The organism is Pseudomonas helmanticensis, from assembly GCF_900182985.1.
Taxonomy (GTDB): domain Bacteria; phylum Pseudomonadota; class Gammaproteobacteria; order Pseudomonadales; family Pseudomonadaceae; genus Aquipseudomonas; species Aquipseudomonas helmanticensis.
Genome location: NZ_FXUY01000002.1, coordinates 1229652 through 1251504, shown reverse-complemented (window position 1 = coordinate 1251504; position 21853 = coordinate 1229652). Strand labels below are relative to the sequence as shown.

At 53.2% G+C, this 21853-nt stretch carries 19 protein-coding genes; 11 read left to right on the top strand and 8 right to left on the bottom strand.

Annotated elements, in window-relative coordinates:
* Window positions 1-75: 75 nt before the first annotated feature.
* On the bottom strand, window positions 76-963 hold the full coding sequence (locus QOL84_RS28375; RefSeq protein WP_283439370.1) for a LysR family transcriptional regulator: 888 nt from the start codon (window positions 961-963) through the stop codon (window positions 76-78).
* 99 nt (window positions 964-1062) lie between these two features.
* Between QOL84_RS28375 and QOL84_RS28370 the strand changes: the two genes are divergently transcribed.
* The 5 genes from QOL84_RS28370 (at window position 1063) to QOL84_RS28350 (ending at window position 7389) form a co-directional block, all read left to right on the top strand.
* Entirely contained in the window at window positions 1063-1830 is a 768-nt protein-coding gene (locus QOL84_RS28370) for a sulfite exporter TauE/SafE family protein (protein WP_283439369.1), read from the top strand.
* A 139-nt stretch (window positions 1831-1969) separates the two neighbouring features.
* Entirely contained in the window at window positions 1970-2518 is a 549-nt protein-coding gene (locus QOL84_RS28365; RefSeq protein ID WP_283439368.1) for a sugar ABC transporter ATPase, read from the top strand.
* 207 nt (window positions 2519-2725) lie between these two features.
* Window positions 2726-4195: an IMP dehydrogenase gene (guaB, locus tag QOL84_RS28360; RefSeq protein ID WP_053123503.1), complete on the top strand. Its 1470-nt coding sequence runs from the start codon at window positions 2726-2728 to the stop codon at window positions 4193-4195.
* A 99-nt stretch (window positions 4196-4294) separates the two neighbouring features.
* Entirely contained in the window at window positions 4295-5872 is a 1578-nt protein-coding gene (guaA, locus tag QOL84_RS28355; RefSeq protein ID WP_053123501.1) for a glutamine-hydrolyzing GMP synthase, read from the top strand.
* A gap of 308 nt (window positions 5873-6180) precedes the next feature.
* The gene (locus tag QOL84_RS28350; protein WP_283439492.1) at window positions 6181-7389 is read left to right on the top strand and encodes a tyrosine-type recombinase/integrase; all 1209 of its coding nucleotides are present in this window, start codon (window positions 6181-6183) and stop codon (window positions 7387-7389) included.
* A 64-nt stretch (window positions 7390-7453) separates the two neighbouring features.
* Here QOL84_RS28350 and QOL84_RS28345 read toward each other — a convergent pair whose 3' ends face one another.
* Window positions 7454-8428: a sigma-70 family RNA polymerase sigma factor gene (locus QOL84_RS28345; RefSeq protein ID WP_283439367.1), complete on the bottom strand. Its 975-nt coding sequence runs from the start codon at window positions 8426-8428 to the stop codon at window positions 7454-7456.
* Between the two features lie 83 nt (window positions 8429-8511).
* Here QOL84_RS28345 and QOL84_RS28340 point away from each other — a divergent pair, with 83 nt between their 5' ends.
* Both QOL84_RS28340 and QOL84_RS28335 read left to right on the top strand, forming a co-directional pair.
* Window positions 8512-8733, top strand: a complete 222-nt coding sequence (locus QOL84_RS28340; protein ID WP_058423359.1) for a helix-turn-helix transcriptional regulator — start codon at window positions 8512-8514, stop codon at window positions 8731-8733.
* 72 nt (window positions 8734-8805) lie between these two features.
* Complete coding sequence (locus tag QOL84_RS28335) at window positions 8806-10107, top strand: replication protein (RefSeq protein WP_283439366.1); 1302 nt, start codon at window positions 8806-8808, stop codon at window positions 10105-10107.
* Window positions 10108-10449: 342 nt separating this feature from the next.
* Here QOL84_RS28335 and QOL84_RS28330 read toward each other — a convergent pair whose 3' ends face one another.
* The 5 genes from QOL84_RS28330 to QOL84_RS28310 form a co-directional block, all read right to left on the bottom strand.
* The gene (locus tag QOL84_RS28330; RefSeq protein ID WP_252886767.1) at window positions 10450-10908 is read right to left on the bottom strand and encodes a toll/interleukin-1 receptor domain-containing protein; all 459 of its coding nucleotides are present in this window, start codon (window positions 10906-10908) and stop codon (window positions 10450-10452) included.
* A 719-nt stretch (window positions 10909-11627) separates the two neighbouring features.
* Complete coding sequence (locus QOL84_RS28325; protein WP_283439365.1) at window positions 11628-11948, bottom strand: hypothetical protein; 321 nt, start codon at window positions 11946-11948, stop codon at window positions 11628-11630.
* A gap of 2 nt (window positions 11949-11950) precedes the next feature.
* Window positions 11951-13561 carry a P-type conjugative transfer protein TrbL gene (gene trbL / locus QOL84_RS28320; protein WP_283439364.1) on the bottom strand — a complete coding sequence of 537 codons (1611 nt, stop codon included), beginning with the start codon at window positions 13559-13561 and terminating at the stop codon, window positions 11951-11953.
* Between the two features lie 190 nt (window positions 13562-13751).
* A complete protein-coding gene (trbJ, locus tag QOL84_RS28315; RefSeq protein WP_430458739.1) occupies window positions 13752-14645 on the bottom strand; it encodes a P-type conjugative transfer protein TrbJ in 894 nt (297 codons plus the stop codon).
* 178 nt (window positions 14646-14823) lie between these two features.
* Complete coding sequence (locus tag QOL84_RS28310; RefSeq protein WP_283439363.1) at window positions 14824-15186, bottom strand: hypothetical protein; 363 nt, start codon at window positions 15184-15186, stop codon at window positions 14824-14826.
* Between the two features lie 846 nt (window positions 15187-16032).
* Here QOL84_RS28310 and QOL84_RS28305 point away from each other — a divergent pair.
* The 4 genes from QOL84_RS28305 (at window position 16033) to QOL84_RS28290 (ending at window position 19255) form a co-directional block, all read left to right on the top strand.
* Window positions 16033-17151, top strand: a complete 1119-nt coding sequence (locus tag QOL84_RS28305; RefSeq protein ID WP_283439490.1) for a nucleotide kinase domain-containing protein — start codon at window positions 16033-16035, stop codon at window positions 17149-17151.
* 2 nt (window positions 17152-17153) lie between these two features.
* A complete protein-coding gene (locus QOL84_RS28300; protein WP_283439362.1) occupies window positions 17154-18053 on the top strand; it encodes a nucleoside triphosphate pyrophosphohydrolase family protein in 900 nt (299 codons plus the stop codon).
* A 63-nt stretch (window positions 18054-18116) separates the two neighbouring features.
* Complete coding sequence (locus QOL84_RS28295; RefSeq protein WP_252886761.1) at window positions 18117-18614, top strand: TIR domain-containing protein; 498 nt, start codon at window positions 18117-18119, stop codon at window positions 18612-18614.
* A gap of 2 nt (window positions 18615-18616) precedes the next feature.
* Entirely contained in the window at window positions 18617-19255 is a 639-nt protein-coding gene (locus tag QOL84_RS28290) for an Nmad2 family putative nucleotide modification protein (protein ID WP_283439361.1), read from the top strand.
* Window positions 19256-19313: 58 nt separating this feature from the next.
* Here the strand turns inward: QOL84_RS28290 and QOL84_RS28285 are convergent, their stop codons facing one another.
* Window positions 19314-21638, bottom strand: a complete 2325-nt coding sequence (locus QOL84_RS28285) for a patatin-like phospholipase family protein (protein ID WP_283439360.1) — start codon at window positions 21636-21638, stop codon at window positions 19314-19316.
* Window positions 21639-21853: the final 215 nt, after the last annotated feature.

Genomic DNA, 21853 nt, shown 5'->3' with positions numbered 1-21853 from the left:
CGAGTGCAACGAGGCTGCGATCTTTTGATCTGGTTTTTGAGATCCAGGTCAAAAGATCGCGGCTTTCGGCAGCTCCTACAGGGGAGGGGTGAAGTTCTGAATGAAGTGTTGAATCAGCGGGGGCGGATTATAGCGATAGGCGAGGGCGACGGTGCTTTCGCAGTTCGGATCGCTCAGCGGTAGAAATCGTACCCCGCTCGGTGCAATGTCTTGCATTGATTCCGGCAGCAGCGCGATGCCGAATCCGCCCTGAATTAACTGTAACTGCGTGGTTTTACGCGACATCACCCGCGACGCTTTCGGGAAGAAACCCTGGCGCATGCACAGATCGGCGCACAAATAGCTGAGGCCGCCGCGCTGCGGATGGGGAATGGAGATGAATGCTTCGTCCCTGAGTTGCGCCAGCTCGACGGTCTCCAAGGTTGCCAATCGATGATCCGCCGGCACAGCCAGCAGCAGACGTTCACTGAATAGCGGCACGATCTGAATGCCTTCGCGCTGGCGCAAAACCGGCAACCGCAGCAAACCGACATCAAGGCGTCCCTCGGCCAACTCCTCCAGTTGCGCTTCAGAAGACAGCTTGCCGATATCCAGCGAAACGCCGGGTTGCTGCTGAAGATAAGCGCCGATATCACTGAGCAAACGACCGCTGATCGAAACGGTGCTGGAATGGCTTAAACGCAACGTGCCGAGCTGCCCGTTACCGACTTCGGTGGCCATGACGCTGGCCTTGTTCAGTTCGATGAGCAGATTGCGTGCGCGAGGCAAAAACGCTTCGCCCGCTGCGGTGAGGCGTGGCTGACGTGCCGTGCGCTCGAACAACGGGGTCTGCAGGCGCGTCTCCATGTCCTTGATCTGCCGGCTCAGCGCCGACTGCGCGATAAACAGGCGCTCGGCCGCCGCACTGAAGCTGCCGCATTCAGCGATTTCCACGAAGTAGCGCAATTGACGGGTTGAAAGCACAGGTATGCCTTTTTGAGATGACTTGTCGGCTTTGAAGATATTAGTCGCAACGCTCGGCGCTGGCTAAAGTCATCTCAGGCTTATTAAGGAAGTAGATCGATGAGCGTGGTGGGATTATTGAGCGAGTGGTCGTGGGGCGTCGGCGGTTGGGCGGTGATCGGGCTGGGCATCGCCTTGGCTTACATTGTGTTCGGGATTGCCGGATTTGGAACGGCGCTGGTGGCCGGGCCGATTTTGATTCTGTTCATGCCTTTGTCGAAGATTGTGCCGCTGCTGGTGTTGCTGGATTTCGTTGCGGCGTTCGGCAACCTGCTGCCGTCGCGGCGGGATGTGGTCAAGCCCGAGTTGTGGCGGCTGCTGCCGTGCATGGCGGTGGGCTGCACGCTGGGAGTGATTTTTCTGCTGAATCTGAAATCCGATCTGTTGCTGCTGTTGATGGGGTTGTTCATCAGCGCTTATGCGATTTACAGCTTGGGGGTGAAAAAGCGACCTGAGCAGTTATCCGCCGCCTGGGCGTTGCCGATGGGCACGGTCGGCGGATTGTTCGGTGCGCTGTTTGGCAGTGGCGGCTTTCTCTATGCGATTTATCTGAACAGCCGACTATCGAAGGACGCGGCCCGCGCTACGCAAAGTGCGCTGATCAGTTGCAGCACGGTGGTGCGTTTGAGCCTGTTTGCCATCGCTGGTGTGTATGCCGAGCTACCCTTGTTGATGTTGGCGTTGTGTCTGTTGCCGGCCATGGCTCTGGGGTTGTGGGTCGGGCGACGGTTGACCATGAAAATGTCGCGCGAGGCGTTTGTGCGGCTGGTGACGTGGCTGGTGCTGGCGAGCGGGCTGGCGTTGATCGGGCGTTACCTCAGCACTTGACCGGATTTCGTCAGGGATTAAGCTGCCGGCCTTTAGGGCATCTTCGCGAGCAAGCCCGCTCCCACATTCGGAATGCATTTCAAAGTGTGGGAGCGGGCTTGCTCGCGAAGGCGTCAGCAGCCACACCGCAGGACTTTCCATGAATTCACAAAGCATCATCGTCCCGAAAATCTCCACCCTGCCGGTGCACGAACCCCGGGCGCGGGCGATCGTGCGCTGGCTGGTGCGCAAAAACATCGTCAAGGAAGAGCTGAGCACCTGTGGCCGCTCCGGCAATCGCATGGCTTACGCGATCGCCGATGGCGCGCGGGCCGTGGTGCTGCACCCGCAGGCGTTGCCGTTCGGTGAGCCGATCAATGGGTTGGAGATTGTCACCAAGCGTTGCATATACACCCCGGCCAAAGGTTTTCTTGAAGAGGCCGGCTGCGCCGAGTGCCGCCGCGAGATCGGCGAAGCTCTGTTCGAAAGCCTGGAGGACTGGATGCCCGGGCGCACCGACAACTTCACCTGCCCGGAATGCGGTCACGAAGACGACATCAATGGCTTCCTGTACTTGCAGGAGTGCGGGTTCTCCAACCTCGGCTTCATCTTCAACAACTGGCTCGAGGCCGGTTTCAAGCAAAGCTTCCTCGACGAATTCGCCGACTGGCTCGACCTGCCCGTCAGTTGGGTAAAAGTCGAACTCTGACCCCCAAACATTCCCTGTAGGAGCTGCCGCAGGCTGCGATCTTCTGACGTTGTTTGTTAAAAACCAGATCGAAAGATCGCAGCCTTCGGCAGCTCCTACAGGGCGCGGGTTTTTCCGTATATCAATTAGGCTGAGTTTTACATTGAACAGCAGGGGGTGTCTGACTATAATGGCGCGCTTCCATTTTCCCGCTCGGGAGCCCCCGCGATGCTGCGTATCAGCCAAGAAGCTCTGACATTCGACGACATTCTCCTAGTGCCTGGTTATTCCGAGGTGCTTCCTAACGAAGTCAGTCTCAAGACCCGCCTAACCCGTGGCATCGAGCTGAATATTCCTCTGGTTTCTGCCGCCATGGACACCGTCACTGAAGCCCGTCTGGCAATTGCCATGGCTCAGGAAGGTGGCATCGGCATTATCCACAAGAACATGACCATCGAGCAGCAAGCTGCCGAAGTTCGCAAGGTCAAGCGTTATGAAGCCGGTGTAGTCAAGGACCCGATCACCATCGAGGCAGATGCCACGGTGCGTGAACTGTTCGAACTGACCCGTCTGCACAACATTTCCGGCGTTCCGGTACTGCACGATGGCGACCTGGTCGGCATCGTCACTTCCCGTGACGTGCGTTTCGAAAACCGTCTGGAAGCCACTGTCCGTGAAGTGATGACGCCTAAAGAGCGTCTGGTCACGGTCAAGGAAGGCGCCGACAAGAACGACGTTCGCGAGTTGCTGCACAAAAACCGCATCGAACGCGTACTGATCGTCGACGACAAATTCGCCCTCAAAGGCATGATGACCGTCAACGACATCGAAAAAGCCAAAGCCTACCCGCTGGCCAGCAAGGACGATCAAGGTCGTCTGCGCGTTGGCGCTGCTGTCGGTACCGGTAAAGACACCGGTGACCGCGTCGCCGCTCTGGTCAATGCCGGTGTGGACGTGGTGGTAGTCGACACCGCTCACGGTCACTCCAAAGGTGTGATCGACCGTGTTCGCTGGGTCAAACAGAATTTCCCTGAAGTGCAGGTGATCGGCGGCAACATCGCCACCGGCGCCGCTGCCAAGGCTCTCGCCGAAGCAGGCGCCGACGCCGTCAAGGTCGGTATCGGCCCTGGCTCGATCTGCACCACCCGTATCGTCGCCGGTGTCGGCGTCCCGCAAATCAGTGCCATCGCCAACGTCGCCGCTGCCCTTGAAGGCACTGGCGTTCCGTTGATCGCCGACGGCGGCATCCGTTTCTCCGGTGACCTGTCCAAGGCCATCGTAGCCGGTGCTTCCTGCGTGATGATGGGCTCGATGTTCGCCGGTACTGAAGAAGCGCCGGGCGAAATCGAACTGTTCCAGGGCCGTTCGTACAAGGCTTATCGCGGCATGGGTTCGCTGGGCGCCATGTCCCAGGCCCAGGGTTCTTCCGACCGCTACTTCCAGGACTCCTCGGCAGGCGCCGAGAAACTCGTTCCGGAAGGCATCGAAGGCCGTGTGCCGTACAAAGGCACCCTGAGCGCGATCATTCACCAACTGATGGGCGGTCTGCGTTCCTCGATGGGTTACACCGGCAGCGCCGACATCGAAGAAATGCGCACCAAGCCTGAGTTCGTGCGGATCACCGGCGCTGGCATGGCCGAATCCCACGTTCACGACGTGCAGATCACCAAAGAAGCGCCAAACTACCGCGTAGGTTGAGCCTTCAAGCAATAAAGTAAGCAACCGGGGCTGTTTGATTCAGCCCCGAGTTGTTTCTGAATCACGACTGTTTCTGAATGACTTAGACGAGACTGAATCATGGCCCTCGATATTCACGCTCACCGCATCCTGATCCTCGACTTCGGTTCGCAATACACCCAACTGATCGCCCGCCGCGTGCGCGAGATCGGTGTGTACTGCGAATTGCACCCGTTCGACATGGACGAAGATGCGATCCGCGAATTCGCTCCTAAAGGCGTCATCCTCGCCGGCGGCCCCGAGTCCGTACACGTCGCCGACAGCCCGCGCTGCCCACAGGCAGTGTTCGATCTGGGCGTACCGGTTTTCGGTATCTGCTACGGCATGCAGACCATGGCCGAGCAACTGGGTGGCAAGGTTGAAGGTTCCGAACTGCGTGAGTTCGGTTACGCCCGCGTAGACGTGGTCGGCAAGAGCCGCCTGCTCGACGGCATCGAAGACCACATCGACGCTGACGGCCTGTTCGGCCTCGACGTATGGATGAGCCACGGTGACAAGGTCACCAAGATGCCGGAAGACTTCCACGTCCTCGCCAGCACCCCAAGCTGCCCGATCGCCGGTATGTTCAACGACGCTCGCGGCTACTACGGCGTGCAGTTCCACCCGGAAGTGACCCACACCAAACAGGGCGGTCGCATCCTGTCGCGCTTCGTTCTCGACATCTGCGGCTGTGAAGCCCTGTGGACGCCGTCGAAGATCGCTGAAGACGCCATCGCCAACATCCGCGCCCAGGTCGGCACCGACAACGTGCTGCTGGGTCTGTCCGGCGGCGTTGACTCCTCGGTAGTCGCTGCGCTGCTGCACAAAGCCATCGGCGACCAACTGACCTGCGTCTTCGTCGACAACGGCCTGCTGCGTCTGCACGAAGGCGAGCAAGTGATGGCCATGTTCGCCGAGAACATGGGCGTCAAGGTGATCCGCGCCAACGCTGAAGAGCAATTCCTCAACAACCTGGCCGGCGAAGCCGATCCGGAGAAGAAGCGCAAAATCATCGGTCGTACCTTCATCGACGTATTCGATGCCCAGTCGAACAAACTGGACAACATCAAGTACCTCGCTCAGGGCACCATCTACCCGGACGTGATCGAATCGGCTGGCGCGAAAAGCGGCAAGGCTCACGTGATCAAGTCGCACCACAACGTGGGCGGCCTGCCGGAAGAGATGAACCTGAAACTGGTCGAGCCACTGCGCGAACTGTTCAAGGACGAAGTCCGTCGTCTGGGTCTGGAACTCGGCCTGCCGTACGACATGGTCTACCGTCACCCGTTCCCGGGCCCGGGCCTGGGCGTGCGCATCCTCGGTGAAGTGAAAAAGGAATACGCCGACCTGCTGCGTCGCGCCGACCACATCTTCATCGAAGAGCTGCGCAAGGCCGACTGGTACCACAAAGTCAGCCAGGCTTTCGTGGTGTTCCAGCCAGTGAAATCGGTTGGCGTGGTTGGCGATGGCCGTCGTTACGCCTGGGTTGTAGCCCTGCGTGCCGTAGAAACCATCGACTTCATGACCGCACGTTGGGCGCACCTGCCTTACGAACTGCTGGAAACCGTCTCCGGCCGCATCATCAATGAGATCGAAGGTATTTCGCGCGTCACTTACGACGTGTCGAGCAAGCCGCCAGCGACCATTGAGTGGGAATGATTGGGCGTCCGGCATTGTCCGGCACGATCTAGCAAGAAATGCCCTGAAGCCCGCGTAATTGCGGGCTTTTGGCTTTTTGGGTTTGGCAAATTCTGGCAGCTTTGTGCATCGCCAAGCACCGTGTTTGTATGGCATGGTACGGGGCATTGACTGAGCCAAATGCCATGTTCGGTGCTCGATACCATGTCGCCCTAGTAGGGCAGGGCATGGTATCAAATCTCATCATCAGCCCGGTTTCATTGGGTTTTATCGTGGTGCATGAGTGCTTTTCTGAGCATGGTATTTTTTCAATGGAATCCGTAACTGCCATGCTGACCGATACCAAGCTGCGTAACCTCAAACCGCAAGAAAAACTCTACAAGGTGAACGACCGTGACGGGCTGTACGTGGCCGTCACTGCTGCCGGTTCCATCTCCTTTCGTTACAACTACTCAATCAATGGCCGTCAGGAGACCATCACGTTCGGTCGTTATGGCGTGGGTGGCATCACACTTGCGGAAGCCAGAGAGCGCTTGGGCGAGGCTAAAAAGATGGTTTCGGCGGGTAAGTCACCTGCCAAAGAGAAAGCCCGTGCCAAGGCACGCACCAAAGGGGCAGAGACGTTTGATGCGTGGGCGGAGAAATGGCTGCGTGGGTATCAGATGGCTGACTCGACGCGTGACATGCGCCGATCGGTTTACGAGCGCGAGCTAAAGCCGCACTTCGGTAATCAGAAACTGGTGGAAATCAATCATGAGGATCTGCGTACCCTGACAGATGCAATTGTGGAGCGTGGAGCTCCAGCCACGGCCGTGCACTCCCGCGAGATTGTGATGCAGGTGTTCCGATGGGCGATAGAGCGTGGGCAGAAGGTTGAGAATCCGGCTGATCTGGTGCGTCCTGCAAGCATCGCTAAATTCGAGCCACGTGACCGCGCTTTAGGGCCTGACGAAATCGCGTTGATGTATCAGTACCTGGACCGCATCGGCACTGCCTCATCCGTGAGAGTCGCCGCTAAGCTGCTGTTGCTGACCATGGTTCGCAAAAGTGAATTGACCAACGCTACCTGGAACGAAATCAATTTCAGCGAAGCCCTGTGGACCATTCCGAAAGAGCGGATGAAGCGGCGCAATCCCCATTTGGTGTTCTTATCTCAGCAGGCGCTGGATTTCTTCATTGCTCTGAAGACGTTTGCCGGTGGTTCGGATTACGTCTTTCCCTCTCGGTACGATTCTGATTTGCCGATGAGTACCGCGACGATCAATCAGGTGCTGACGCTGACCTACCGGCTTGCGCAGAAAGAAGGGCAGCCGTTGAGCAAGTTCGGACCGCATGATTTGAGGCGCACAGCGAGCACGCTGCTGCATGAGGCGGGTTACAACTCAGATTGGATTGAGAAGTGCCTTGCGCACGAGCAGAAGGGCGTACGTGCCGTTTACAACAAGGCTGAATACCGTGATCAGCGTCGGGCGATGTTGCAGGACTGGGCGGATATGATTGATGAATGGACGCTAAAGAAACCACGAGTGAAGGTTTGATCTAAAAGTCCGATTCGACTGGTGAATTTCTATTGGTTGTTTATTTTGGTTGACACTAAACAATCTAATTATCGGATCGTTGTGGCCGACTCAGGCGAAATATCTCTGGAATTGACGCGACAGCTTTGGAAACCGCTTGGCGTTCGATACCCAGTCTCCGCGCAATCGCTGATTGATTTAAGTCAAACCGTTGGAGCATCAGTATTTGTTTTTTTCTGTCCGACAGCCTCGAGTCCACCATCAGCCTCGCTAGGTTCCTTAGCTCTGCTTCGTCTGCTAGCGTTAACGTTTGGCCAAGCATGTAGTTGTGTATGTAGCCGTCCACCAGCTCGTCCCCTGATTCCGCTTGCAGAGTAACTCGCGAGGCGCATTGTCGGCTGAGCCTGATTAACTCGAGGTCGAATTGCGCTACAGACCGTTTCGCTTTCCTGTACTCGGGATTCCACTCGCCATCCGGCAACTTAGGACGATGAGTCGCGCAGTACAGGTTGCTGAGCCGCAGTTTTTCATCCATGCCGCGTTGGTCATTGTCATTGCCGGATTCGGCGAATGAGGCCAGCTCCGCAAGCTTGCCGCAAAATCTACAAAAAACTTTTAAGCGTTGACCATTCAAACCACGAACATTTCTTTTCGCTGGTTGCTTGCGCTTGCATGCCCATACCAGCTCTATCAGCGTTTCGAGTGTGGCGATAAATCGCTGATCTCTCTTGGACTGCTGGTCTTCTGTTAAGACAAAAGCTCTTAGCAATCGGTGCTGTACGCGAACCATTGCTTCAGCACCAACCAATCGCATGATCTCACTGAATGCTACGCCGGTACCGGCTCCTGGTACGTGCCCTAGATAGCGCGACGGGAGTGTTGCCGTATACGTAGCAACAACGGGGTCGATGAGTTCTTCTACAAGGCGAGCGATAGGGTAACGCTTCGATGCTGCGGAGTACGGCTCCCAGCAATCTCGAAATCGTCTGATGGCATCTGCGACGGTTGGGTCGCATCCCTTCCAAATGGCGATGGCTGAGCAATTTTTCATGTCAACCATTTTAGCCAATTATTCCGTCGAAGCAAGCGGCACATAGGGGCACGATCAGGCACACATTTGCTGTGACTGATAGAGGCTAAGGTATGCACGTATCGACGAACAGAACGCTCATCGACAAGAAGACGCTTCTAGCGATGATCCCGCTGTGTGAGCGCACGATTTACAACTTTGAAAGCAAAGGTCGATTTCCTCGCCGCATTGCGATCAGCAGTCGTAAGGTGGTCTGGGATTTGGCTGAGGTCGAAGAATGGATTGATGCTTGCAAGGGTTCAGGCCCGGCTCCCAGACCCGGAGTTGGAGCCTGAATAGTGCGGATCGGGCCCGACGTAGGGCCCATATCGCAGCTTGCGCTGTTCAGTTCTCACGGCGAGGCGCGGATGTACCACGACAGCAGCAGGAGCGGTTTCTTCTCGCTGCTGGTTGACGTACGTGGCGAAAAACGCCAGTCCTCCCACCGGTTAGCGGACATGCCCGCCGTTCTCAATTTGGTGGATAAAACCCGCGACACATGGATGTCACAGGCAGAGTTCATCCGGCCCAACCGACGGGTCGTGAACCTTGCCCGTTTGGGGCTGTTGTTCACCGATCTTGACACCTACCGCATACCGGCTCTCGCCGGTCGCACGCCTGACCAACTGGCGATGTCGGTGCTGTATTTCTGCGCCGAAGAAGGATTGCCGGAACCGTCCGTACTGATCTACAGCGGCCGGGGTATCCAAGCGAAATGGCTACTCGACGGTACTATCCCGCGTCAGGCATTGCCCCGCTGGAATGCGTGCCAACGCTACCTAGTAGATCGCCTCGCACACGTCGGTGCCGATCCGATGGCCAAAGACGCAAGCCGCGTTCTGCGAACCATCCAGACAGTCAACAGCAAGAGCGGCGAAGTCTGTCGCGTTGTTCACGTCACCAACGACACCGATGGTCAGCCTGTCCGATACAACTTCGAGTATCTGGCCGAGGCCCTGCTACCAACTGCCCGCTGGACAATAGAGCAGCAGCGGCAGGAACAGGCCGAGCGGGTCAAACGCAAGCTTAAGCCCTTCCTTTTGGTGCCCGGCGGTAAAGCTGACCATCTCCGCGGATTCTCGGGCCGCCAGCTTGCCTGGGATCGCCTCGAAGACCTCCGCAAGCTCGCCGAGCTGCGCGGCGGCGTCAACGAAGGCAGCCGGATGCAGCACCTATTTTGGCGTTTGAACTTCCTGCTACTGTCGGGCGCGACCAACAGCAAGCAGATGTATCACGAAGCCTCGGCACTGGCCCGCGAGCTAGATCCGCAGTGGAATAGCCGCTCTCAAGAACTGATGACCCTATTCAGCAAGGCCAAAGCCTACGAATCGGGGGAGCGGGTCTGCTTCGGAGGGAAGGAATACGCACCGCTCTACACGCCCAAGAACGACACCCTGATAAACCTGTTCAGAATCACTGCAGACGAGCAGCGGCAGCTAAAGACTATCGTTAGCCATGCCGAAGCCGCAGAGCGTCACAGGAGGCGCGAGGAAGGCCGCAGACGCGCAGCCGGGGCCGTAGACCGTCAGACCTATGAATCTACCTCCCTGAGCCGCCAAAAACCTTGGGAGACACTTGGGATGAGTCGCCGGAGTTGGTATCGAGCAGGTAAACCAGTAGTGGTAGAGCCTGAGACAAGTCCATGCGTATTACCCAGAACGAAGTCTTGAGGCTGTTGATCTGGGCCAGCCCAAGCTACCCCAGAACGGGTTTAGGTTTGTTGAGGGGGGCACTTGTAGCTGGCACAAGTCCGTGCGTATTACTAATGGCGAAGCCTCCGTGCTGTTGAGGGCTGCCCATTGGCATTGACCCAGAGGATATTCAGGTGTGGCAATAGGGGGACTGAAAGGTGTTCAAAGTACGTGCGTATTACTACTAGCGGAGAGGCTCTCCAGGTTTTGTCGGGCACAACCAGACGGAAGATCGTGCTCCACTTCTCCGTCTGTATACGTTTCTTCTACCGATCAGGACGCCCAATCCGATAGCTGCTAGTAGCGGCGACGCTAGCGATCCTACGCATCACTAGATTTCAGCAAATCTGCGATCTCAGAAGCAATCTCATCAATGGTATGTACCGCGGTGCTACGGGCTACCTTATCAGCGATCGAGGAGCTGAAATCCATCACCTGCTGCTTCGTAATGTTGTGCCAAATCGGCAGAAGAACCTGTTCACCTGAAACAGAGCGGGTGACAATTCCGTCAAGCTCGTAGTTGGTCCATCCCTTCTTGATGAAGGCGGGGGAGAGAACGACAAGCCCTACGCGGCTATTGGCGAGGCCTTTATCAATCTTCTGTCTTAGGCTATCCCCTATGCGTAGGGTCATCTCGTCGAACCACACCTTGAGGCCAGCAGCAACCAAGGCATTGGCAAGGGGCCTGACAAAATCGTCTTTGTCCTCAGACGCATGAGATACGAATACGTCATAGGTTTGCCCGTCAGATTGTGCCGGCGTTGGAACGTCGCTACGCACGAGGCTTGGTACTTCTGATAGTGGACGCCGATATATTTCCGGCACCGCACTAGACAGTACGCGCGACGTCCGTCCACCGCCACCGCCACCCCGCGACGAGGATGATGTTGAGGATGGGTAGGGTTGCGAGCGCGCCCCATAGCTACTGTAGCGATTTCTGCATGCGGGACAATTAGCTGCCGCGCTCGCGGAGCGGTGGCCGTTTCTAGGTGCTGTGCATGTCGCCATATCAGTTCTATCTCCCAGAGCGCAGAGTTTGCGCCTTGTACGCTGGCCAACCTCACGCAATGGCGAGGACGATGGCATTGGCAGGACAATCCCTACGGTTAGGCGCCCCAGGAAGAAAAGGCTCTTCCAAGTGCATCTGCTGAAGGATCACTGATATCACTGTGCCTACGCAAGCTCGAATCATGTCAAGGTCCGCTGTCTGTCTCACACCGGTCATTCGGACTGATCCTGGACGCCGATAGCGGTATAAAAATGCGCTGGCGAGGTCAGGTCTTGCCCTTGCCAAAGAGCGTAGAGCTATGTACAGATTCGTCTAACGTATTTGCAGAAGCGCCGCTGGATCGGCCCAAACCGCTCGATCTTAAGGAGCTTATTTGATGGGCATCAGGGAATCGAAATAGTCCCACACCGCCCTACAGCGGCCTGATAGATCTAGGGCGAGCAACCAAATCCAAGCACTTGGACGGGGCGTCTGTGACGCAGGCCAGTGATTAGAAATTGTCAGTGTTCTCTCGCTTCTGTGCTTCCTGTGCAGTTCGGATGGCCATCAAAACTTGCTGGTTCAAGATGGCGTTATTCTTGTTGCCCAGCAAAGGTAGGCGATTCAGAGCCTCTGCCCCGACAAACATGCGATATGAAGCTGACAGGGCGAGCGGGCTAACGCGAAGCTGCAACGCCGTGTACTGACGATCCAACTTATCTAGCTGCGGTCCGTAACCCTTGCTACGCAGCCACCGGCCGAGTGCCCACATGCCGATGGCGAACGTAAAGGCGAAGACTACGAATCCAGCGAACATCAGAAAGCCGATCATGATTATTTCTCCGTTTTTTCGTTGTTGGAGGCCGTACCCGGCACACTCAGCGAGGCTAGGCGACCATTAGTAGGGCTTGCGTCTGAGGCTGGACGGATCACGTTGGAATCCCCCTGCTCGGAGTTAGCGGCTAACTCTCCGCCGCTGTTTGGAGCGGCCGAACTGGCCTCGCTATTTGAAGGTGGGGTTGATCCAGCACCAAGGGATAGGCCGTGCGCATTATCCATGCCCGGTACAGCCATTGAAGCCATCACCCCGAGCACCTTCGCACCTCCATTCGCCGCTTGAGAAAGGACATTTCCCGGTCCTTCAGTACCCCTTTCTGGTGTCTCTTGCTGTTTGTCTTTGCCGTCGTTGTTTTGCATTGCCTTTCCAGCCTGCTTGGCGGCCTGCTGTACGCCGCTGTTATGTTGCTGGGCAGGACTAGGCCTCGCATTAGCGGTACTGCCCCCTACGCTCGATCCTGCTGATGTAGAGCCCTTGAGGGCTGCGCCGCCACCAGTGCTGGCACCCACTCCAGAGGATGCGGCGTTGCCCATTGACGATGCTGCACCGGTGCCGGAGTTTGCCGCACCTGCAAAGCTGTAGTTGATAGCGCCAGCCAATCCTCCACTACCAGCCGCCCCTGCGGTACTTGCACCACCACCGGCAGCGCCAAGCGCACCAGCGGCGACGGGCGCTGCGGCACCGGCCGTGGCGATGGTGGCGACTGCGGCAGCAGCACCGGCTGCGCCAGCCGCAGCCATTCCGCCAATGGCCGAACCTCCGCCCATCGACGTGCCGCTGATCATCCCGCCAATCAGTTCGGGAATAGTCTTGGTCAGATAGGCGCATACCAGAGCCAAACCCGCCAAGGTCATCAGAGACGCTTCGTCATTGGTATAAGCCGCTAACCAGGACTTAGCCGACGTGACAATAATTCCTACGATCAATGTTAAGACGAACAGCTTGGCACCTACTGCAACAACGAAGCGGAGTGGTGCAATTGCAAAATCGCGAGTCCATTGCGAACCACCGAAACCGAAGAACAGCACGGAGGCATTGATGATGACGTATGACTCTACAAGCGTCACAAACATGAATGCCGCGATAAAAGCGAAGCACAGTAAAACCAAGCAGCCAACAAGCGCGATAAGGACTGCTTTACCCGGAGAAAAAAGTGAAATTCCCTCCACGATGGTGCGTGAGAAGTTGACGGCCACCGCGAACATATCACCAGGCTGAAGCGCACGGCCCAATCCGCTAGCTGTACCCGCAGCTTCTCGGAAACTGTCCACTACGGCTGTCGCCCATGGAACGGAATGCTCAATGACTGCGTAGAAAAAGCCAATGACCATGAAGAAGCGGATCAGTTCACCGACAACTTCGCCTAAGTCCGCTTGTTTCATCACTAAAGGCATGAACGTCCAAACCAATTGGATAAGAGCGAGAGATGCTAGTAAGTGGAGTGCATAACCCTGAAGCCGTGGTGACCATTCACTTGCGGCTTGATAGAGCATCCGCAAAAGCCCGTTCATTTCATTGCTTTGAGTTACATCTCCTGCTGCCATCGCGCTACCGGCCGAAAGCAAGAGTATTGCACTAACGAGTAGTAGAAATGCTGAGCGTTGCATAGTTAAAAATCCTCAGACGGGCCCCAGTTGTTTTTCCGTGCTTCAAAGTTCTTATCCGTATCTGATTGCATCGACCGCTCAACAGCCACGCAATCGGTGCGGATAGAAACAATGAACCCAGATAGAGCAGAGCCACCAAGAGCAGAGACGATGTATAACCCAGCGATCAGAGTTTTAGATATAAACATGTTTAGAAATCCTCGGAAGGCCCCCAGTTATTTTTACGGGCCTCAAACTTTTGCTCTGCAGCTTCGCTAGCAGCCTTCCGGTCGCCCTGCTGAGCCATATAGTTGCCTTGCATGTTTATTTGCGTGGCCAGTAGATCGCGCAGTTTTTGCAACTGCTGAACGTTCTGCGAGGCTATCTCGTTGCCTGCCTGAATGGCTTGCATCCGGCCCACGGCCGACTGTGAGCGAGCCACCATGTGATCGAGCTGGGTATCCTCAGACTCGAAAGTGCTGGTGTTGAGGTCGGCCGCTTCAAGGGCCGCTTTTACGCTGTCGCGGTTTTGCTCTGACCACTTCTGATAGCGCTCACGCGCTGGTACTTCCGCCGAGTTTGCAGCTTGATTTAGGTAGAACTGAAAGCCAGGAAAAGCTGTGTTGAACTGCGAGTCCATGTTCTGGATCTGTCGGCCTAGGGACTGCGAGCGGTTGTAGATGTTGGCCACGTTTTTGAGATCGGCCGCGATGCTGCCGAACATTGAGCTGGGCAAGCCGGTGCCTTGAGTGACCATATTCTGATACTGCTGAATCTGGGTCTGTAATGTCTCGGCGGTGTTCAAGGCGGTATCAACGGCCTCGACGTACTCGAACATCTGCTGATAGAACGTCGAGCAGTTCGAGCAATAGATGGCGTAAGCCGGCGGTGGAACGATGTACATGGCCAATCCGAAAAAGGCGGCTACGGCAATTTTGGCTCCATAGGCCGCCTGACGACGGAATTTCCAAGCAGGAGAAACGGTCGTTTTGCGCAGGGGAATTGTTGCCAGCGGCGTTTTGCCGATCATGAACGTTATGATTTTTTGGTGCATTTCCCGGCCTCTGTCAGTCACTTTGATCAGTGCCTGATCGTGCCCGGACATGCCGGTTGCATCGATGGAATGATTGGCTAATTAGGTTGACATGGGGAAGATCAATTCGTGGCGATTATTTGTTCAATCCGCCCTTTTCGGAATGTTCCGAATATTGGGCTTCTACTTGCAGTACGTGCTTCGGGCCGCTTGAAAGATTTGCAGCCGAAAAGGCTAAACCCTTAGAAGGCTATATAAGATCATCACGGTTGTTGCCGCTGCTTGGGTCATGCCGGAACCCAGGTCGGGGCTTCGACATAGGGGCTGGTACCGTTGGGGTGCCGGACTGCATTTGTTCTGGCACCGGCGCTACCGGAATTGTTATTTCGTCGGGAATTGTGGGCTGCTGGGCGCCACGTTTGGTCGGCTTGCGGATGTACTTTCCTACGTACCGAGCGAACTGGCTGTAGCTCAGCCCCGTGTTATCTCCGCCGTGGTTCTTATAAACGACCGTCACCGGCCAACCGGCTTGAATGAGACCCCGAAATTCATCGAGGCGCGCTAAAAAAGCCACCCGCCCCGCGCCAGTAAGCCCTTCTTTTGGTGTCTTCATCATCGCAAACTCCCCTTAAGCATGGTTGCGCAAGTATGCGCAAAAAATTAGTTACTTGTCATGCGTAATCCAGCGTATAGATGCGCAGATATGCGTAAGAATGCTAGATATGATCCGTTCGCAGAGATACGCATGCGTTAGCGTCGAATCGGACGGCAAGATGTGTGTTGTAGGCCTACGCTGCTCCGCAGCTAGGGCCTCCACCACCTACCCTTACTCGCCTGCGGCTCGACGGATCTTGCTCTGCGAGGCCAGCAGCCGCTGCCGCGTCTAAGGGAAAAACCGCAACGGCAACAACAGAAGCACCATGACAGCCGACACCAAAGAAAAGGCACCGGCTTGCCGAGGTGGTAAGTCAATTGAGGTTCGGCAAATGCTGAGGAAAGGGCTGCGATCACAGATAAGGCAAACAAGGCTGGTATGCCCTTGTCGGGCTACCTGCGTCTCTCGGTTTAAGCACGCCCATCCGGTCGGTGGTTGACCATACCGCAGGGGCTGATCTGGCCAAGGTGACTGTCGACCTCCGACAGGGCACTGGACCGCTGAAGCTTCGGCTTTTAGAGAAGCGAAGCCAACGCGCAAATGCGGTTGACGTAGAGCTAGTGATGGTGGAGTTTGGAGAGCTGCAAGCTGGTATCCATGCAGCAACGAACGCGATGGTGTACTGGAACCGATGTGAATCGGCGCTGAGGCAGTTACGTGCTGTTTTTACAGGGTGCACATGATGGGAAGGTTCGGCTGGAAGTGTTGCAGATTACGTCGCACGCTTGTATGCAGGGAAGAGTATATTGGTAGGTGATGCCTCGATTCGCCACGGCGAGTCCACCACAATGGAGATGGCGCGTGATGGTTGCAATTGAGTTCGACGGTAAGTATTTTGAGTTGCGCTCAAATGTTCAAAGTAGCACATCTGAGGTGTCTAAAAAACTTGAGGTGACTCCAGTATATGAAAGCTATTGGAGGTTTGCTGCTGAGCGTCAAAAAGTTTTTAGGAAAAGATTGATTGGATCTTCTGGGCCTTGGACTTTTGATCCTGTTATTTTGGCTCATAAGTTCACAAACGCATACCGCGCCTCAGATCGAGTTAGCCAATATTTAATAAGGAATGTAATTTATCGCACTGATCTTTGCGACTCTCCAGAGGAGGTGGTTTTCAGGATCCTGCTGTTCAAGTTTTTCAATAAAATCGAAACTTGGGAGCTTTTGGAAAGAGAGATTGGAGCTATTACGTATCGAAGTTATAGTTTTGATACATACGATAGAGTCCTAAGCCGAGCTATGCATGCAGGGGGACGGATTTACTCGGCCGCATACATCATGCCTCCGGGGAGTTCCGCATTTGGATATCCATCGAAGCATCAGAATCATCTCAAACTGCTTGAACGAATGATGGATGAAAAACTTCCGAAAATTTTGCATGGCTTGGGCAATATGCAAAAAGCATTTGAAATCATCCGAAGCTATCCTACTATCGGCAATTTTTTGGCATATCAATTTGTGACTGATATAAATTATTCTGAAGTCACATGTTTTTCAGAAATGGAATTCGTAATGCCTGGGCCTGGCGCTCTAGATGGTTTAAAAAAATGCTTCAAAACTACAGCCGGGGTCGATGAAGCTCAACTAATACGGATGATGGCTGAAAATCAGGAGCGTGAATTTGAACGCTTGGGTATTGAGTTTGACTCATTGTGGGGAAGGCCACTTCAGCTAATAGATTGTCAGAACGTTTTTTGCGAAGTTGATAAGTACGCCCGTGTTGCTCATCCAGAGATTTTAGGTGTCTCAGGGCGTACTCGTATTAAACAGAAGTTTTCTCCGACTGGCTCGTTGGACATGCCATGGTATCCACCTAAATGGGGGATCAATGACCGGGTTGCTGCAGATTTTAGATCGCTTGAGTTTTCAGAGGGCCGATCATCTTTTCGCGCTACCACCCAGGCAGCGTTGAACTTGGAGTGTTAAAAATGGACTTTAACTATTATCAGCAGCTTGCTCAATTAACTGATCGTGTTCCTTCAAAGAGTGCAGGAGCAGCGGGGATTGACTTGATGGTTCCGTTGCTTGGTTTGGCCGGCGAAACAGGAGAGCTTCTTAGCGAATATAAAAAACGTCTGCGAGACGGCGATTCGCATTTGCGGTTTAAAGAAAAGATTTGTGAGGAGTTGGGCGATTTGCTTTGGTATATCGCGAACGTGGCCGAAAAGTCTGGGCTCAGTCTTGAAGATGTGGCGCAGAAAAACCTAGAAAAGGCTAATGGGCGTTGGGGACACGGCGACACCAGTGCCACGGTATTTGACGAAAGCTTTCCAGAACAAGAAAAATTGCCTAGAAAATTTGAGATTAAGTTGGATGAGGTCAATGTTGAGGGTAAAGTTAAGATAAGAATGCTAATGAACGATGTGCAAATTGGGGATTATCTAACTGACAATGCAGATGATCCTGACGGCTATCGATTTCATGATGTATTTCACCTTGCCTATATCGCAGTTCTGGGGTGGTCGCCCGTGATCCGTAGTCTTATGAAGCGTAAGAGAAAAAGTGCACCTGATATTGATGAAGTGCAAGATGGAGGGCGCGCACAGGTTATAGATGAGGCTGTTGTTGCTCTCGTGTTCGATTATGCGAAAGAGCACAATTGGCTTGAAGGGGTAACGGCGCTTGACTATAAGCTCTTACGTACTATCAAAGGTGTTACTTCTCTTTTGGAAGTGAAGGCGCGCTCGCCGGGAGAGTGGCAGAAGGCTATTCTTCTCGGGTTTGAAGTTTGGCGTAAAGTTTTGAAATCTAATGGTGCTCGATTACTCATCGATCAGGATTCTAGGTCTATAACTTATGCTGAAGGTGAAGAGTCTAGCATGGTTTAAAGCGGTTCTTGTTTTATTGATTCCTCGTTTATTAAGTTATGGATAACCTTGAGGGGTACGGTAATGAGCAAATCTGGAAGTCGTAGGCATTTGTTTATAAGTCACCACCACCGTGACGACGCGCTAGTTGACAAGTTTGCCAAATTGCTTGGGTCGAAGGGTTGGGATATTCGTAATAGCTCAATTCGTGCCAAACCTGCTAACCAAGAAAGACTTGATAAAGGAATGGTCAGGGAATCGACAATAAGGCGGCTTCTTCGAATGAAAGTCTCCTGGGCATCAACAGTTGTTGTTTTGATTGGCCAGCAGACACACCAGCGCCCTTGGGTGAATTGGGAAATTGATCAAGCGCACGCTCAGGGTAAGCGGATTGTGGGGGTTTACGAGCAGGGAGGCAAAGAGTCGGATATACCTGCAAGTTTGGAGAAGTATGCGTCCGCAATAGTTGGCTGGAACTCAGATAGTATTATGAGCGCTATTGATGCCGGGGAGAATGCTTTCCAAAATCCAGATGGAACTGTGCGTGACACTGTTAATGGAGCAGCGAACTCAGAGTGCTAGCGATGACGAAAGTATATATGTATGTAGTGGATCGCGATTTTGGTTTTGCTCCGAATCCGTTCCATGGTCTTTGTACGTTAGCTACCTGTAAGCCTCGTACTCGAAGAGTGGCCAAGGTGAATGACTGGATCGTCGGGATGGGGGGAGGGAGACTAAGGGCTACTGGTAAGTGTATTTTTGCAATGAAGGTCTCTCATTCGGAAACTTTTGATGGTTATTGGAGCAATCCTTTATATAAAGATAAAAAACCGTTGAGAAATGGCAGTAAGAAAATGATTGTAGGGGACAACATCTATTGGAAAAAGGATGGTAACTGGCAGCAGCTTAACTCGCATCACAGCTTTCCAGACGGCTCGCCTAATCCACACAATATAAAAAATGATACGCAAACTGACGTTGTTTTAATTTCGGATTATTTTTTTTACTTTGGCGCAGGTGCGGTTGTAATTCCAGAAAAAATACTTAAGGATCTGGGGTACGCTAATGGAAGAGATCATCGTAAATTTCCGCTTCATCAGGCGCAGCCTCTAATTGATTATCTAGAACGTGAATATGACGCCAATCGATTATATGGGGATCCTTATGACTTCGAATTGGCGAAGTCTCGTTATTCGGCGGAAAATAATAAGGTGACGGTTTAAGGTTTTTTGAGGATGATTTTTTACAAAATGCCCGGGATTGCTCGGGCATTCTTTTGGATTAAATATTATCAGCGGATTCGAGCATGTTTTTAGCTAATTGTTTGAACCACTCTCTGACATCGGCAGGGGTCGTGTTTTCGTCCAACAATGCTTTGGAGAAAACTCCTTCCGCTACGTGTACCCCAAGCTGTCTATAGGCTTCAAATTGCTCTTCAGTGTAAAATTGATCTAAAGTAGATTCGTGCGGGAAGTCGGGGCTTATGGAGCGATAACGCTTAAGCAGTTCTGTTTCGTCTCCGGTCAACGATAGTTTTAGGTATAGCATCAGACCAATAGCTTCCGGCTTCCCTGGCCCTGCGTCAGGGTAGTGAACTCTTAGAAGATGAGAGTGAGTTCTACTAAGGGTTGACTTTGGATCAAGCCGGATGTCATCAAGCCTCGGTTCAAGTCGTACACCAAAATCAATCTGAGCGTGCCTAACTAATGTCAATTGTCCCTCAAATGTTGAGCGCGGATCGGCCTCACCGTCCACGCACACGATAAATTTACAACGGCGGCGGAGAAGCTCATAGAGGCCCATGTTCTCAATATGTCCGCCATCTGAGAGGTTCAGCCAAGGATTATTTTCATTCATGCCGATGCCGGTCATTTCACGGAGAAGACATAAAAAGCCGGGAGAATTCTTGCTTGCGATTTTAGGATTACTTATCCAATAGCCCAGCCTTATGTTCAATAATGTCATCAGTGCCGACACACTAGAAACAGAGTTAGGGCCCATCTGGGGCGAAACTGCTGCCCCGGAAATAGCCATTGCAGTCGCTAGATCAACTGCGGCACCGTTACTTTTCCATTGGCCTGTAGAGGAATAGCCGGTCGCTGCTGAACCGCACCAATGTTTTGAAAAAATAAAGAAATCTCCACGTCGATCTCTAAGAGTGCGATTTTTGCTAGAGGGTAAGTTTACAGTCGTGTTGATTAAATGATACGGTGCTCTATAACTGGTGTTGACAAATTCCAATGGCAGATCGTCAGATTTGTTATCATTTTCCACAAATGTCTTTGCGAGCTGGTCTCTATAAAGTTTGTGTAGGCCGGTCAGATTTATGTTCAGGCATAGTGAAATAATGGAACAGGTTGCAATAATTAATATAAGCAGCACTTGCCCGCTAAGCCAAGAGATTGTCGAAACCTGGGAGAGACTTCCCACTGCTCTGAAACTGTACAGTAGTGCAAGTGAGACTAGGGGGACGATAACAGCAGCTAAAATTAAGGAATATTTTAGAAGTATGTTTTTAGCGCGGAGGCTATTAAATATTGGTATAAATTTCGCTATCAATGGGATTGCAAATGCTAGCGCGGCTAAGTAAGTTGCAGTCTTCCAGTTATCGGAGGTGACCTTCCCCAGTGAATCATATCCCTTGCTTACTATGAACGTTAATAGTGCGATTGTTATGGTGCCTGAGCCTACAGCAACTATAATACTTCCGGCTTTGGCACCCCATCCGAAACGCAAACCTATACCGTAGGAGATTATTCCGATTATACTAGCACCACCGGAAACTCCAGCAATCCAAAGCCAAAAATTTGGGATGTTTAGCATGGAAGTATAATTGCTAATTAAAGCTATAGCTGCAATTATGCCTATCGGTGCTGATAGGTTTAGTATAAGTCCTGCTAGGGCCCCCGTTACCATCATCCATCGTTGCTTTAAATTTGCAGCGCTTAAATATTTTGCGTTTTGTCTGATGTGGCGGACTGGGTCTGTGTCTGGACCGTATGGCTTGCTTATTGCCTCGTAGCCTTCTTTTTGACTAAGTGTTGATGTGATAAAGCTTCCTATGTATCCGCCTCCGGATACGGTTGAAAGATAGTCGAAGTCTTTCATTAGCTTTTTTTCAGATAATACTTGGACGACACCGAGACAAAATGTCGCTGATCGGATACCCCCTCCGGATAGCGATAAGCCAACTGCGTCAGTTTTTTCAGTTTTATTTATGCTGTAATGTTTTCGGCGGGATTGAATTTCAGCAGCTTCTGATGTGTTTATATCGCAGAAATTATTTACCTTTCCAACTGTATCATTCGGAATACCGAATTCTATCGGGATGAAGCATTTTTCCAAGTCGTCAAAATTTACTACTGGTGGGGTAATCTTATCCTTGCAAATTCCACCATAGGCCATCAGTTGTAACTGTTCGCAGAAATCAATCAGTTTAACTCTTAGAGCATTAAGATCTATGCGAAATTCATTGGCCCCGTCTTTTGAGTCCAACACTCCGGCTTGATGCGCCCTATGCCACTTCGCCGTCACTGGGCGAAGTTCAGTGTTCAGCATGTCCGTGGTGATTTGTGAAAAAACTTTGCACCCAGGGAATGCTTTCATAACATTTCTGGCCAGCCCAAAGATTTCCCACAGGCTCTCCAATGCTCGTGTCTCAATCCCATATTGGTATGGTAGCGGCTGCACGGCAATGCGGGTTCGGAGCTCGGATAGCAGGGAGTGCGCGGCCAACTGGTCTGGGGTCAACGGTGACGGTACACTGGTCATCCTTAATCATTCGTCCTTTGCCGCTTATCTTTTCGGATGGCTTTTGGCCT